Raw genomic sequence first — 15,042 nt, 5'->3', positions numbered from 1 at the left:
TGCTGGAAGCGGGTTGCCAACCTTTGGGGCTGCAAAGCAGCGCCAGAGGTCAGTACAGGTCGACCGGGTCGACGTCCAGCGACCAACGCACCTGGCGCCCGCTCGGCATTTGCTCCAACACTAGCAACCAGGCGCTGATCAGTCGATGCAAAGGCGCCCGGGTATTGGCCTGTATCAACAGTTGCGCGCGGTAGCGCCCGGCGCGGCGTTCCATGGGCGCCGGCACCGGGCCCAGCAGCTCTATGCCTGGCAGGCGCTGTTCGGCCACCAGGCGCTCGGCGGCGGCGCAGGCTTCGTCGAGGAAACCTTCGGCCTGCCCCGGCTTGTGCGCTTCGGCACGCAGCAGGGCCAGGTGGGAGTAAGGTGGCAGCCCGGCGGCGCGGCGTTCATCCAGGGCCTGTTCGGCAAAGGCAAAGTAGCCCTGCTCGGTCAACTGCACCAGCAGCGGGTGGTCGGCCAGGTGGGTCTGGATGATGACCTTGCCGGGCTCTTCGGCCCGCCCGGCCCGTCCGGCTACCTGTACGATCAGCTGCGCCATGCGCTCGCTGGCGCGAAAATCACCCGAGAACAGCCCGCCATCGGCATCGAGGATGGCCACCAGGGTCACCCGGGGGAAGTGGTGGCCCTTGGCGAGCATCTGCGTGCCGACAAGGATGCTCGGCTGGCCGCGCTGAATGGTATTGAACAGGTTGTGCATGGCGTCCTTGCGCGCCGTGCTGTCGCGGTCCACGCGCAGGATCGGGTAGTCCGGGAACAGCACCTTCAGGCGTTCTTCGGCACGCTCGGTACCCGCGCCGACCGGGCGCAGGTCGACGTGATTGCACTGCGGGCACTGGTGCGGCAGGCGTTCGTCATAGCCGCAGTGGTGGCAGCGCAGCACGCCAGAGCGCTGATGCACGGTCATGCGCGCATCACAGCGCGGGCACTCGGACAGCCAGCCACAATCGTGGCACAGCAGGGTCGGGGCGAAGCCGCGGCGGTTGAGGAACACCAGCACTTGTTGGCCGGCCTCCAGGGTCTGGCGGATGGCTTGTTGCAACGGGCCGCTGATGCCACTGTCCAGCGGCAAGCTCTTTACATCCAGGCGCAGCATGCGCGGCGGGCGGGCTCCGCCAGCGCGCTGGTTCATGCGCAGCAGGCGGTAGCGGCCGGTAAGGGCGTTATGCAAGGTTTCCAGCGACGGTGTGGCAGAACCGAGCAGGATCGGGATGTTCTCCTGGTGGGCGCGTACCATTGCCAGGTCTCTGGCGTGGTAGCGCAGCCCTTCCTGCTGTTTATAAGAGCCGTCGTGCTCCTCGTCGATGATGATCAGACCGGGGTTTTTCATCGGCGTGAACAGTGCCGAGCGGGTGCCGATGATGATGTCGGCCTCGCCGTCGCGAGCGGCCAGCCAGGCGTCCAGGCGCTCGCGGTCGTTGACCGCCGAATGCAGCAGGGCGATGCGGGCATTGAAGCGTTGTTCGAAGCGCGCCAGGGTCTGTGGGCCGAGGTTGATCTCCGGGATCAGCACCAGTGCCTGCTTGCCGGCCTCCAGCGTCTCGCGGATCAGTTGCAGGTAGACCTCGGTCTTGCCGCTGCCGGTGACGCCGGCCAGCAGGAACGCGCCGAAGCCGTCAAAGCCTTCTCGCACGGCGTCGAAGGCAATGCGTTGCTCTTCGTTGAGCGGGAGTTCTGGCTGTGCCAGCCAGTGCTCATGGCGTAGCGCCGGCAGGTGCCGGCGCACCTCGATCTGAACCAGCTCCTTGGCCAGCAGCAAGTCGAGGCTGTCCTTGTTCAGGTTGAGCTTGGTCAGCAGGCTGTGGGCCACGCCGTGCGGGTGCTGGGCCAGGGTCTTGAGGGCGTCGCGCTGGCGCGGCGCGCGGGCGATGCGCGGGTCTTCCAGGCGGGCGCCGGGGGCAATGTGCCAGAAGCGTTCCTGGCGCATTTCAGCGGGTTCGCCCTGGCGCAGCAGCGTGGGCAAGGCCCAGCTCAGGGTGTCGCCCAGGCTGTGCTGGTAGTACTGGGCTGTCCATAAGCAGAACTTGAACAGCGACGCCGGGATGGGGGACACCGGGTCGAGCAAGGCGCTGGCCGGCTTGAGTTTGTCGGCGGGTACTTCACTCTGCGTGCACACCTCCACCAACACGCCGATCATTTCGCGGCGACCGAAGGGCACGCGAATGCGCATGCCCGGGGTCAAGGTCTGGCGTGCCATGCTCGCCGGCGCCTTGTAGTCGAACAGGCGACGCAGCGGGGAGGGCAGGGCAAGGCGCAGGATGACGTCGGACACGCAAAAAGTCTCGGAGGGCGTTACAAGAACTGGCGAGCCTAGCAGACGACGGTCGGTGCAAGCGACATCTTGCGCTGACGGTGTGCTCTGGTATTATTCGCCGCCTAATTACGTGCGGTATTCAACAATTGGTGTTGGGTGGCGGCACGCAGCTCGAGGAAGTGACCATGAAAGAAGGTATCCACCCGAACTACGAAGTAGTTGCAGTCACCTGCAGCTGCGGCAACAAGTTCGAAACCCGTTCGACCCTGGGCAATGTCCTGTCGATCGACGTTTGCAACCTGTGCCACCCGTTCTACACCGGTAAGCAGAAAGTCCTGGACACCGGTGGTCGCGTACAGAAGTTCGCCGACCGCTTCGGTATGTTCGGTACCAAGAAGTAATCATGCGCATGGCGAATCCTTCGGGCTTCGCGTTGTTGCTGAAGAAGGCGCCCCTTGTGGGCGCCTTTTTTGTGGCCGCTATCTGGCATTCTTCGGCCCATGCGTTCTGCCCGCTGCCAGGCAAGCCCCAGTTGGTAGCGGTGCGACAGGTGGTCGATGGCGATACCTTGCGCCTGGCCGATGGCCGCAGTGTGCGGCTGATCGGTATCAATGCTCCGGAAATCGGCCGCAAAGGGCGCAGCAGCGAGCCCTATGCCGAGGCAGCCAAGCGGCGCCTGCAGGCGTTGGTTCAGGAAAGTGACGGGCGTGTCGGGCTGGTGCCTGGCGTTGAATCCAAGGACAAATACGGCCGCACACTGGCGCACGTCTATGGCCGTAATGGCAACAATCTGGAAGCACAGTTGCTTAGCGAGGGCTTGGGTTATCGCGTGGCGGTTGCCCCCAATGTGCGCCTCAACGGCTGCCAGCAGCTCGCGGAGCAAGCCGCGCGCAAGGCGGGTAGCAACCTGTGGCGCCGTTCGCCCGTGGTGCCCGCAAGCGCTGTCAGGCAGTCGGGTTTTGCTTTGGTCGGTGGCCGCATCAAGGGCATCGAGCGCAACCGCGGCGGGGTCTGGCTGACCCTGGACGATGCTGTGGTGCTACAGGTTCCCGCTCGTCTGCAGCGCAACTTCCCTGCCAGCTTCTTCGATAACCTCAAAGGACGCCAGGTCGAAGCGCGTGGTTGGGTGCTGGATCGTTCCCGCAGGGGCGGCCTCAAGCCTGGGCAGCGACGTTGGGTGTTGCCATTGACCGATCCGAGCATGTTGGAGCGAATTTCAGGCTAAAAGATGTAGACATTTCGCTATTGGATTGTACACACTGTGAGCCGTATGCCCCGTGGGTTATAGCGTAAAGTCGTAGGCTAAAGGCCTTGACACAAGTGACCGACCAGTCTTGTGACTCCCCGGCTCTTTGCGTATCCTCGGCGGTCCGTCAGAACAGTAAATAGCGGAATGCCCACCATGTCAGACCTGAAAACCGCCGCTCTCGAATATCACGCTCAACCTCGTCCGGGGAAACTGAGCGTCGAACTCTCCAAGCCCACTGCCACCGCCCGTGACCTCGCCCTGGCCTACAGCCCAGGTGTTGCAGAGCCGGTACGCGAAATTGGCCGTGATCCAGAGCTGGCTTACAAATACACCGGCAAAGGCAACCTGGTTGCGGTGATTTCCGATGGCACCGCCATCCTCGGTCTGGGTGACCTCGGCCCACTGGCTTCCAAGCCGGTCATGGAAGGCAAGGGTGTTCTGTTCAAGCGTTTCGCTGGTATCGATGTATTCGACATCGAGGTCGAGTCGGAAAGCCCGCAAGCGTTCATCGACACCGTCCGCCGCATTTCGATCACCTTCGGTGGCATCAACCTTGAAGACATCAAGGCCCCTGAGTGCTTCGAAATCGAGCGCACCTTGATCGAGCAGTGCGACATCCCGGTGTTCCACGATGACCAGCACGGTACCGCCATCGTTACCGCCGCCGGCATGATCAACGCCCTGGAAATCGCCGGCAAGAAGCTGGAAGACGCCAAGATCGTCTGCCTCGGCGCCGGCGCTGCCGCCATCTCCTGCATGAAGCTGCTGGTGAGCATGGGTGCCAAGGTCGAGAACATCTACATGATCGACCGTAGCGGCGTGATCCACGCTGGCCGTGACGACCTGAACCAGTACAAGGCGCAGTTCGCCCACGCTACTGACAAGCGCACTCTGGCCGATGCCCTTGACGGTGCCGACGTGTTCGTAGGTCTGTCCGGCCCGAACCTGCTGAGCCCGGAAGGCCTGAAGTCGATGGCTGCCAACCCAATCGTGTTCGCCTGCTCGAACCCGGATCCGGAAATCTCGCCAGAGCTGGCGCACGCCACTCGCAGCGACGTGATCATGGCTACCGGTCGTTCCGACTACCCGAACCAGGTCAACAACGTACTGGGCTTCCCGTTCATCTTCCGTGGTGCCCTGGACGTTCGCGCCAAGCGCATCAACGAAGAAATGAAGATCGCCGCTGCTATCGCCCTGAAAGACCTGGCCAAGCTGCCAGTGCCTAAGGAAGTGTGCGAAGCCTACGGTGTCGAAGGCCTGGAGTTCGGTCGTGAGTACATCATTCCGAAGCCGCTGGACGCACGCCTGATCACCGTCGTTTCCGACGCCGTGGCCAAGGCCGCCATCGAATCCGGTGTGGCTACCCTGCCGTATCCGAAGCACTACCCGCTGACCAGCGTGGATGAAGTGTTCAACGGCTGATTGCCGCTGTAGCAACATAAAAAAGCCCCGGCTCGGATGAGCCGGGGCTTTTTGTTGTGCCGTGGAAATGTTTCAGGGTGGCAAGGTGCTTGTGATGAGACTGTTGGCGCCTATGAGATCGAGCGCCGCGCGGGCGGCGCTCGATTGGCGCGCCCACGCAAATCCTGAGTCAGACACCCTGCTTCAGAACAGATCCATCGGCGCTGCTTCATCGGCTGGCAGCGGGCTGCCCGGTGCCGCGCCATTGCCCAGCTCGTCCACCGATGGCGGCGAGTCTTCGGCCTTGAACAGCTCGAAGTAGGCATTCGGTGTGCTCGGCGAGGCGGCGCGCCCGCTGACCGGGTCCACCCGCAGGCTGAGGATGCCTTCCGGTTCTGCTGGCGCATGCGCCGGTTTGTCCTTGAGCGCCGCGCCCATGAAACTCATCCAGATCGGCAGCGCCGCCGTACCGCCGTACTCGCGGCGACCGAGCGTTTCTGGCTGGTCGAAACCGACCCACACGGTCGTCACGTAGTCGGCGTTGTAGCCCGAGAACCAGGCGTCCTTGGATTCGTTGGTGGTACCGGTCTTGCCCGCCAGGTCGGTACGGCCCAAGGCCAGTGCCCGGCGACCGGTACCGCGCTTGATCACGTCCTGCAGCATGCTGGTGAGGATGTAGGTGGTACGCCCGTCGACGATCTGTTCGGCTATCGCCGGCGCTTGTGGTGCAGTTGCCACCTGACTGAAGGCAGGCGGTGCTTCGCCTGGCATGGCGGCGGTGCTGATTGGCTGCTCGGGTGCGGCCAGGCCAGCCTGGTCCTCGGCACCTTGCGGTACGCGGGCTGGGTTGGAAGTAAACAGCGTCTCGCCGCTGCGGCTTTCGATGCGGTCGATCAGGTAAGGGGTGATCTTGTAGCCACCGTTGGCAAAGGTGCTCCACCCGGTGGCGATTTCCATCGGGGTCAGGGTGGCGGTACCCAGTGCCAGCGACAGGTTGCGCGGCAGGTCCTGCTTGTTGAAGCCGAACTTGGCGATGTAGTCGATGGTGCGGTCCACGCCCATGGCCTGCAGCAGGCGGATCGACACCAGGTTGCGCGATTTGTACAGCGCCTCACGCATGCGGATCGGGCCGAGGAAGGTGTTGGTGTCGTTCTTCGGCCGCCACACTTTATCCACCGACTCGTCAACGAACACGATCGGCGCATCGTTGACCAGGGTGGCGGCGGTGTAACCGCTGTCCAGCGCGGCGCTGTAGATGAATGGCTTGAAACTAGAGCCAGGTTGGCGCTTGGCCTGCATGGCGCGGTTGTAGTTGCTCTGCTCGAACGAGAAGCCGCCGACCAGGGCGCGGATGGCGCCGTTGTAGGGGTCGAGGGTAACCAGTGCACTCTGCGCACCGGGCACCTGGCTGAACTTGAACTTGCCATCTTCCAGACGTTGCAAGCGCACCAGGTCACCGACCTGCGCCACGTCGGAAGGCGACTGCGGTGTGCGCCCCTGGGCGTTGCTGTTGATGAACGGGCGCGCCCATTTCATGGTGTCCCAAGCAACCTGCGCTTCCTGGCCGTCACGGGTCAGCACTTTGAGGCCGGTTTTTTCAACTTGAGTGACAATGGCTGGCTCCAGGCCGCCGAGGGTGCGTTGCTTGCCCAGTTCCTGCAGCCAAGCTGCCTGGGTACGGCCCGGGAAGCGTGCTTCAGGGCCGCGGTAACCGTGGCGTTCGTCGTAATCGGAAAGCCCGTTGAGGACGGCCTTGTTGGCCATTTCCTGCATGTCGCTGGGCACGGTGGTCGTGACGCGGAAGCCCTCGGTATAGGCATCGCTGCCGTAACGGCCGACCATTTCCGCGCGGGCCATTTCAGCGATGTACGGGGCATTCACTTCAGGCGTCGGTACGTGGTAGCTGGCGTTGAGCGGCTCGGCCAAGGCGGCCTGGTAGCTGGCCTCGTCGATCTTGCCCAGCTTGTACATGCGGCCGAGGATCCAGTCGCGGCGTTCCTTGGCACGTGCCGGGTTGGCCAGTGGGTTGAAGCGCGACGGTGCTTTGGGCAGGCCGGCGATCATCGCCATCTGCGCCAGGCTCACGTCACGGATCGACTTGCCGTAGTACACCTGCGCAGCGGCGTCGATACCGTAGGCGCGGTTGCCCAGGTAGATCTTGTTCACGTACAGCTCAAGGATTTCGTCCTTGGTCAGCTCACGCTCGATCTGCAGGGCCAGCAGGATTTCGTTGGTCTTGCGCGAGAAGCTGCGCTCGCTGGTGAGGAAGAAGTTCTTCGCCACCTGCATGGTGATGGTGCTGCCGCCGGTCTGGATGTGCCCGGTTTTCACCAGCTGGGTCGCGGCACGCATCAGGCTGCTGGGGTCTACACCATAGTGGTTGAGGAAGTTGTCGTCCTCAGCTGACAGCAGCGCCTGAATGAATTGTGGGGGAATTTCCGCGAAGCGGATCGGCGAGCGGCGCATTTCGCCGAATTCGGCAATCAGCTTGCCGTCGCTGCTGTACACCCTGAGTGGGATCTGCAACTGGATGCTTCTGAGTGACTCGACCGAGGGCAGGCTGGGGCTAAGATACAGAAACGCACCGCTCACACCGAGTACGAGCGCGCAGATGACTGCGACGGATGACCACCAGAAGAACTTCAGCAGACGTATCAAGGCTTTTCGGTGTCCAGGTTGGGAGTGGATTGCACGCGGGTCCGGCGGACCAAAAAACGCTGGGCATTATAAGCATTTTTTCGCCTCTCCGGGTTACCGGCCAGGCTACCCGTCGCCTCGATGGATAGCCTCGGCCCAGTGTTGCCGCGGGGTTGCCACAGACAGCAGGGAAGTCGCGATGCTTGGACGCTTCGGCAAGGATGCCGGTTCACTCGTGGGGGTGGAAATTGCCCCGGATGCCGTTCGCATGCTGCAACTGCAGCAGCGCAATCGACGCTGGCGGGTGGTGGGGTCGGCACAAGAACCGCTTATGGCACCGCTGGGTGATGATTGGGTGGCGGAGCCTGATGCAGTGGTGGCTGCGTTACAGCGCGCCTACCAGCGTAGCGGGCTCAAGCAGCGCCGGGTGGCGCTGGCATTACCGGCCAGCCAGGTCATCTGCAAACTGTGCCACCTGCCTGCGCAACAGAACGAAGCGCAGTTGGAGGCGCGGTTGCTGGCCGATGCTGAGCGGCTGTTTCCGTTTCCACTGGAAGACCTGGCCCTGGATTTTCAGGTCTTGGGGGCTTCCAGTGTTCAGCCAGGCTGCAGTGAGGTGATGGTTGCTGCCTGTCGGCAGAGCGCGCTGGCGTCACTTGAATCAGTGGTCGAGGCGGCGGGCTTGCAGTTGGAAGCCGTCGAGGTCGACAACATTGCTTTGTGCCGCATGTTGCCACGGGGCGGCTCGGAGGGGGCGGCGTTGTTGCGTGTCGACGCTCGCAGCCTGACCCTCTATGACTGGCTGCCGGGCAGGGTATACCAGCGCCGTGAGCTGCCAGTCTCCGGTTTGGAGACTAGCGGGCTGTTGCCAGAGCATTTGCAGGCGCTGCTGACCGACAAAAACCTGCCTGCGGGCTTGTGGATTAGCAGCAGCTCAGCGATTGACTCAGGCTGGTTGCAAGGGCTTGGCAATCGGCTGAACCTGCCGTGCAGGTGCCTGCCCGGCCTGACGGGGCTTGAGCATGTCGATGGGTCGATGCTCCTGGCCTGTGCCTTGGCCGTGGGAGGGTTGCGCCCATGATGCGGTTAAACCTTCTGCCATGGCGTGAACGGCAGCGTCAGGCTGCGCTGCGGCGTTTTCGCGGCCAGCTGGTTGCTGGCGCTTTACTGGCCTTGTGCGCCGTGATGCTGGTCGATCAATTGGCCCGCCAGCGCGGGCAGCAGCAGGCGCTGGCCAATACCCAGTTCCAGGCTGCCCTTGAGGAGCTGGACGAGCAGTTGCGGCCGCTGGCCGATGTACGCACGCAGCATGCAGCATTGCTCGCCCGGGCCTCGGCGCTGGAAGGCTTGCGTGCCCACCAGGGGATGTTGGCCGGTCTGTTCGCTGACCTTGAGGGGGCTTTGCCTGAAGGTGTGCAACTCCTTGAGCTCAGCCTTGAAAGCGGCCGCCTGCAGATGACCGGCTTGGCTGCATCCGGTGCTGTGGTTGCGCAGTTCATGCGTGACTTGAACCGCTCGAGCGTTTTGCTCGATTTGGAACTCAAGCGCATCAAGAGCCTGCCGGGCGGCGATGAATTCCTGCTGACCGCGCGCGTTTCGGCGTTTTGGTCGTGAGTACTGCACAGCTTCTCGCTTGGTTGGCTGTGGTCGAGCGCTCCGATCGCTGCCGACGACTGGCGCCAGCGCTGGTAGCCGCTGTGTTGTTCAGCCTGGGCTGCGCGATGCGCCTGCCGGCACTGATTCAGCAGCAGTCACGCGAGGATGTCAGGTACGCCGAATTGAATCAGAGGCAGGCAGCCAGTGCATTGCGGTTGGCCGAGCTTGAGCAGTTGCGGGCTGCTGTGGTGGCCGCCGAGCAGCGGTTGCAGGAGGCGCGCTGGCAACTGGCTGGCGGGGAGGGCATGAGTGACCTGCTTGAGCGCCTGGCGGTGACCGGGCATGCGCAGGGTTTGCTGGTCGAGCGCCTCGATGTCGATAAGGGCGAGCAACAGGCTGGTTTGCGCAAAGTGCCGCTGGAGTTGCAAGTGGTGGGGCGTTACTCAGCCTTGCGGTTGTGGTTGGACGACTGGTTGGGGCAGGTGCGAGTGCTGCACAGCGATGACATGAGCCTGGCTGCCGTTGATCGCCAGCCTGGGCTGTTGCGCCTGCGGTTGCGGGTTTATGCCTATGACGCGCCCGCACCCATGAAGGCACCTGCGATGCTGGCGCGGCTACCGGCAAGGGCTGCAATGGCTGCGCCTGCCGTAGACCCGTTTGCCCCTGTGGCGGCGCGGTTGACCGCAACGGGGCTGGCCGGTGTGCCGCTGGCGCAGCTGGAGATGGTCGGTAGCCTGGCGCGCGGGGCGGCACGCGAAGCATTGCTGATGGCGGCTGGCAGGCTTTACCGCGTGCGCCCAGGTGACCGGGTAGGGCGTGATCAGGGGGTGGTGGCGTACATCGACCAACGTCAGGTCGAAGTGCGGGAGCGGCTGTTCATGGCGGGGGAGTGGCACGAACGCACGGCGTTCATCACCCTTGCCAAGCGCCTGGGCAAGGAGGCCTCGGACCAGAATGAAAACGTGGATGAAATATCTGCTGGCAACCCTGCTGTCGGTTCCGCTGGCGTCGGCGACGTCTTATGAGGGTGAGCCGCTGTCGTTGAACTTTCAGGATGTAGAGGTGCGCGCGGTACTGCAGGTACTGGCGGACTATGCCGGGGTAAACCTGGTAGCCAGCGATGCGGTGCAAGGCAACGTCACGATGCGCTTGCAGGACGTGCCGTGGGATCAGGCACTGGACCTGGTGTTGCGCAGCAAGGGCCTGGCTCGGCGCCAGGAGGGTAATGTGCTGTTGGTGGCGCCTGCCGCCGACTTTGCCGCACAGTCAGCCGGGACCCGTGCGGGGCAAGTGCTGGAAGCGCAGTTGCAACCTTTGCGTCGGGAACTGCTGCCTATCCACCACGCCAAGGCTGCCGATTTGGCGGAGTTGCTACAGTCGAGCCTGGTGGGTGACGGTATTCTCACGGGTAGCCTGAGTGTCGATGAGCGCACCAATACCCTGGTGGTGCACATGCCTGCCGACCGCCTGGCCGAATTGCGGCAACTGGTGACGCAGTTGGATGTGCCGGTGCGCCAGGTAGCGATCGAGGCGCGTATCGTCGAGGCCAACGTCGATTACGAGAAGAGCCTGGGGGTGCGCTGGGGCGGGCCGCTATACGGCGCGCAACTGCGGCCAGGCAAAGAATTGTTCGTCGATCTCGGCGTCGAGCGTGCCGGCGGCAGTATCGGCCTTGGGTTATTGCGCGGGGACGTGTTGCTGGACCTTGAGCTCAGCGCCATGGAAAAGAGTGGTAACGGCGAGATCATTTCGCAGCCCAAGGTGGTCACGGCCGACAAGGAAACGGCGAGGATCCTCAAGGGAACCGAGGTGCCTTACCAGGAAACCAGCCAAAGCGGTGCGACCTCGGTATCTTTTCGCGAAGCGTCGCTGTCGTTGGAAGTTACCCCGCAGATCACCCCGGACAATAAGGTGATCATGACCGTCAGGGTGACCAAGGACGAGCCGGATTACGTCAATGCCTTGAACAACGTACCGCCGATCCGCAAGAACGAGGTAAATGCCAAGGTTCGTGTGGCTGATGGCGAAACGATCGTGATTGGTGGCGTTTACTCGACTTCGCAAAACAATGTGGTCGACAAGGTGCCATTTTTCGGCGATCTGCCGTATGTTGGGCGGCTGTTTCGACGCGATGCATTACAAGAGAAAAAATCCGAGCTGCTGGTCTTCCTGACTCCGCGTATCATGAGTGACCAGGCGATTGCTGTGAGTCGTTGATTCTGTGCGAAATTTGATACTTGTGGGGCCCATGGGCGCTGGTAAAAGCACCATCGGACGCCTATTGGCCAAAGAGCTGCGCCTGCTGTTCAAGGATTCCGACAAGGAAATCGAACTGCGATGCGGCGCCAACATCCCGTGGATTTTCGACAAGGAAGGCGAGCCGGGTTTCCGTGATCGCGAGCAAGCGATGATCGCCGAGCTGTGCGCGCTCGACGGCGTGGTCCTGGCCACCGGCGGCGGCGCGGTGATGCGTGAAGCCAACCGTCAGGCGCTTTATCGGGGAGGCCGGGTGATCTACCTGCATGCTTCGGTGGAGCAGCAGGTCGGGCGCACCGCGCGCGACCGCAACCGCCCGCTGCTGCGTACCGCCAATCCCGAGGCAACCTTGCGTACCTTGCTGGAAACCCGCGACCCGCTCTACCGCGAAATCGCCGACCTGGTCGTGGAAACCGATGAGCGGCCGCCACGCATGGTGGTGATCGATATTCTTGAGCGCTTGCAGCAGTTGCCGCCCCGTTAACCCGGGACTATTCTCGGCCACCAGCCGGGGCGAGGTTCAACGTTACCGCGCAGGTTGCCCGAATGGCGCCGCGCCCAAGTACATTGTGGGGATACATGCAGACACTAAAGGTCGACCTGGGCGAGCGTAGCTACCCGATCTACATTGGCGAAGGCCTGCTGGACCAGCCCGAACTGCTGGCGCCGCACATTGCCGGCCGGCAGGTTGCCATCGTTTCCAACGAGACCGTCGCCCCCCTGTATCTCGAACGCCTGAGCAAGACCCTGGGTGCCTACTCGGTACTGCCGGTGGTGTTGCCCGATGGCGAAGCCCACAAGAATTGGGAAACCCTGCAACTGATTTTCGATGGCTTGCTGACAGCCCGCCATGATCGTCGCACCACCGTGGTCGCCCTGGGCGGCGGCGTGATCGGCGACATGGCCGGCTTCGCTGCCGCTTGCTACCAGCGCGGTGTCGACTTCATCCAGGTGCCGACCACCCTGTTGTCCCAGGTCGACTCTTCGGTGGGCGGCAAGACCGGCATCAATCACCCGCTGGGCAAGAACATGGTCGGTGCCTTCTATCAGCCCAATGCGGTACTGATCGATACCACCAGCCTCAAGACCCTGCCCGCGCGCGAACTGTCCGCAGGCCTGGCCGAAGTGATCAAGTACGGCCTGATTTGCGACAAACCGTTCCTCGCCTGGCTCGAAGACAATATGCAGGCCCTGCGCGCCCTTGACTCGGCAGCCCTGACCGAGGCCATCCGCCGCTCCTGCGCGGCCAAGGCCGCAGTAGTGGGGGCCGACGAGCGCGAGTCGGGCGTACGGGCCACGCTGAACCTGGGGCATACCTTCGGGCATGCCATCGAAACCCACATGGGCTATGGCGTGTGGTTGCACGGCGAGGCCGTGGCGGCGGGCACGGTGATGGCCCTGGAAATGTCCATGCGTCTTGGCTGGATCGACCAGGCCGAGCGCGATCGCGGTATCCGCCTGTTGCAGGATGCAGGTTTGCCGGTGGTGCCACCACAGGAAATGACCCCGGCGCATTTCATGGAGCACATGGCGGTCGACAAGAAGGTGCTCGACGGTCGTCTGCGTCTGGTGCTGCTGCGCCAGATGGGCGAGGCCGTAGTGACCGACGACTATTCGAAAGAGATTCTACAGGCCACGCTGTCGGCGGATTACCGCGCGATCGTGGCCCAGCTTTGAGGTTGTGACAGCGCAATGACCAGTTTGCATGCCGATGAGGCCTTTCTCGACCATTACCAGTTGAGCCACGATCCGTTCGCGCCCCGCGTGCCCGGTTTCAAGTTCTTCCCGGCCCAGCGCAAGCCCGTGCTCGGCCAACTGCACCACCTGGCGCGCTACAGCCAGTTGATGCTGGTGGTCAGCGGCCCGCTGGGCAGCGGTAAGTCGCTGCTGCGCCAGGCCTTGGTGGCCAGCACCAACAAACAGGCTGTGCAAAGTGTGGTGGTGTCTGCCCGCAGCGCCAGCGATGCCTCCAGCATGCTCGCCCACGTCGCCCAGGACCTTGGTGTGGCCCAGCCTGAAGTGCAGGCGATCCTGTCCAAAGTGGTGCAGCTGGCACTGACCGGGCAGGAAGTGTATTTGCTGGTGGACGATGCGGAACAACTCGACGAGTCGGCACTCCAAGCGTTGCTGGAATTGGCGGCGGGGGTGCCGGAAGGGCGCCCGCACGTGTTCCTGTTCGGTGAGCCATCGCTGATTGCCGGGCTGGACGAGCTCAATGTCGAGGAAGAACGCTTCCACATCATCGAGCTTGCCCCCTACAGTGAGGAAGAAACCCGCGAATACCTGGAGCAGCGCCTGGAGGGCGCCGGCCGGGGCATCGAGGTGTTCAGCCGTGAACAGATCGCCGATATCCATGAAAACTCCGACGGTTGGCCTGGCAATATCAACCAGGTCGCCCGTGACACTTTGATCGAAGCCATGATCGCCAGCCGCTCGACGGCCAAGCGACCATCCATGGGGTTCAAGATGCCTAAAAAACATGTGCTCGCGCTGTCCGCTGTGGTCGTGGTCGCCGTTGCGGCTGCAGTATTGATGCCCAAGAAAAGCGACAAGGCCCCCGCCGAAGCGCCAGCCGCCCAGGCTCAGTTGCCACTGGGTGACGGCAAGCAGGGCGCTGCCATCGAGTTCTCTGGCTCGTCCCAGCCCATGCCGCTGCCGCTGGTTGGCCAGTCGCAGCCGGTGATGCGCGAGCCGTTGGCCCAGGCCGCAGGCATGGGCGAGGGTGAAGAAGGCAGCCCGGCAGGTGATACCGCCCTGCAGCCTGGCAACCCACCACCTACCGTGACTACCATCGCGCCGCCGCAAGGTGTGCCGGCAGGCCCGGCCCCCGCGCCTGCTCAGCCAGTCGCCAGTGCGCCTGTGCAGCCGGTTGCACCTGCGCCAAAGCCTGTTGCAACCCAGCCCGTAAAACCGGTTGCGCCTGCCAAGCCTGCTCCCGCGCCGACCCAGGTTGCCGTTGCCAAGCCGGCCGCCAAACCTGCCGAGAAACCAGCGGCCGCTGGCGGTGGCAGCGGTGGTTGGTACGCGGGGCAGAAGCCAGGTAATTATGTGGTGCAGATCCTCGGCACCAGCTCCGAAGCTTCGGCCCAGGCATACGTCAAGGCCCAGGGTAGCGACTATCGCTACTTCAAGAAAAACCTGCAGGGCAAGCCACTGTATGTAGTCACTTACGGCAGCTTCGCCAACCGCGACGCAGCGGTTGCAGCAATCAAGAACTTGCCAGCGAAGGTCCAGGCTGGTAAACCTTGGCCACGTACCGTGGGCAGCGTCCAACAAGAGCTGGCCACGGCCCGCTGATACCTTCCGGGCGGCATCACCCCGCCGCCCTGTAGCTAAGCGAATTCTAGCTTTCGACTAGCCTGCTGCGCCCGAGCGCGGCAGGCTTTTCTGTCCCAGACTGCCGGCCACAAGCCCCTAGTTGCAGTCATGGCTGAAACGCTTCAGACTCAAGCCAAGCCGCTATCACGGAGCATGGCGCAAAAACATTCAAAATTGCGACATAAATTTTCAATGGTGAGACATGAAAATTTGTGGGCATCGCTGTCGCTGTGCAACAATGGTTTTCCATGGCCACCGCAAAAAAGCTGGCGTTTGATCGGCGTGGATGGTAAGTGGTTGTTAAAAAAGAGATTTGCCTCCGTTGAGAGGTGAA

Annotated in this window: 13 protein-coding genes; 11 read left to right on the top strand and 2 right to left on the bottom strand. The window is 63.0% G+C overall.

Going from position 1 to position 15,042, the window contains the following annotated elements; translation table 11 throughout:
• Positions 1-49: 49 nt before the first annotated feature.
• Positions 50-2,269 carry a primosomal protein N' gene (locus Q9451_RS29695; RefSeq protein WP_012274640.1) on the bottom strand — a complete coding sequence of 740 codons (2,220 nt, stop codon included), beginning with the start codon at positions 2,267-2,269 and terminating at the stop codon, positions 50-52.
• A gap of 167 nt (positions 2,270-2,436) precedes the next feature.
• Between Q9451_RS29695 and rpmE the strand changes: the two genes are divergently transcribed.
• The 3 genes from rpmE (at position 2,437) to Q9451_RS29680 (ending at position 4,922) form a co-directional block, all read left to right on the top strand.
• The gene (rpmE, locus tag Q9451_RS29690) at positions 2,437-2,652 is read left to right on the top strand and encodes a 50S ribosomal protein L31 (RefSeq protein WP_012274639.1); all 216 of its coding nucleotides are present in this window, start codon (positions 2,437-2,439) and stop codon (positions 2,650-2,652) included.
• Between the two features lie 2 nt (positions 2,653-2,654).
• A complete protein-coding gene (locus Q9451_RS29685) occupies positions 2,655-3,476 on the top strand; it encodes a thermonuclease family protein (RefSeq protein WP_012274638.1) in 822 nt (273 codons plus the stop codon).
• 177 nt (positions 3,477-3,653) lie between these two features.
• Positions 3,654-4,922, top strand: a complete 1,269-nt coding sequence (locus tag Q9451_RS29680; RefSeq protein WP_041166616.1) for a malic enzyme-like NAD(P)-binding protein — start codon at positions 3,654-3,656, stop codon at positions 4,920-4,922.
• Between the two features lie 183 nt (positions 4,923-5,105).
• Here the strand turns inward: Q9451_RS29680 and Q9451_RS29675 are convergent, their stop codons facing one another.
• Complete coding sequence (locus Q9451_RS29675) at positions 5,106-7,559, bottom strand: penicillin-binding protein 1A (protein ID WP_012274636.1); 2,454 nt, start codon at positions 7,557-7,559, stop codon at positions 5,106-5,108.
• Between the two features lie 178 nt (positions 7,560-7,737).
• Between Q9451_RS29675 and pilM the strand changes: the two genes are divergently transcribed.
• The 8 genes from pilM to Q9451_RS29635 all read left to right on the top strand — a co-directional run bounded on the left by pilM (position 7,738) and on the right by Q9451_RS29635 (position 15,041).
• Complete coding sequence (gene pilM, locus Q9451_RS29670) at positions 7,738-8,619, top strand: pilus assembly protein PilM (RefSeq protein WP_012274635.1); 882 nt, start codon at positions 7,738-7,740, stop codon at positions 8,617-8,619.
• Positions 8,616-9,152, top strand: coding sequence for a PilN domain-containing protein (locus tag Q9451_RS29665; protein WP_012274634.1), 537 nt, complete (start codon positions 8,616-8,618; stop codon positions 9,150-9,152). The genes pilM and Q9451_RS29665 overlap by 4 nt, the downstream gene beginning before the upstream one ends.
• On the top strand, positions 9,149-10,159 hold the full coding sequence (locus Q9451_RS29660) for a pilus assembly protein PilP (protein ID WP_012274633.1): 1,011 nt from the start codon (positions 9,149-9,151) through the stop codon (positions 10,157-10,159). The genes Q9451_RS29665 and Q9451_RS29660 overlap by 4 nt, the downstream gene beginning before the upstream one ends.
• Positions 10,089-11,351, top strand: coding sequence for a type IV pilus secretin PilQ family protein (locus tag Q9451_RS29655; protein ID WP_012274632.1), 1,263 nt, complete (start codon positions 10,089-10,091; stop codon positions 11,349-11,351). The genes Q9451_RS29660 and Q9451_RS29655 overlap by 71 nt, the downstream gene beginning before the upstream one ends.
• 4 nt (positions 11,352-11,355) lie before the next feature.
• Positions 11,356-11,874 (top strand): shikimate kinase AroK, encoded by a 519-nt coding sequence (aroK, locus tag Q9451_RS29650; protein WP_041166614.1) that lies wholly within the window; start codon positions 11,356-11,358, stop codon positions 11,872-11,874.
• Positions 11,875-11,969: 95 nt separating this feature from the next.
• Complete coding sequence (gene aroB, locus Q9451_RS29645; protein ID WP_041166613.1) at positions 11,970-13,067, top strand: 3-dehydroquinate synthase; 1,098 nt, start codon at positions 11,970-11,972, stop codon at positions 13,065-13,067.
• Positions 13,068-13,082: 15 nt separating this feature from the next.
• On the top strand, positions 13,083-14,687 hold the full coding sequence (locus tag Q9451_RS29640; RefSeq protein ID WP_012274629.1) for an AAA family ATPase: 1,605 nt from the start codon (positions 13,083-13,085) through the stop codon (positions 14,685-14,687).
• Positions 14,688-14,816: 129 nt separating this feature from the next.
• Complete coding sequence (locus tag Q9451_RS29635; protein WP_150104963.1) at positions 14,817-15,041, top strand: hypothetical protein; 225 nt, start codon at positions 14,817-14,819, stop codon at positions 15,039-15,041.
• Position 15,042 lies beyond the last annotated feature (1 nt).

It is taken from the genome of Pseudomonas sp. NY8896 (genome assembly GCF_039634505.1).
This window is presented reverse-complemented; position numbering and strand designations above follow the sequence as displayed.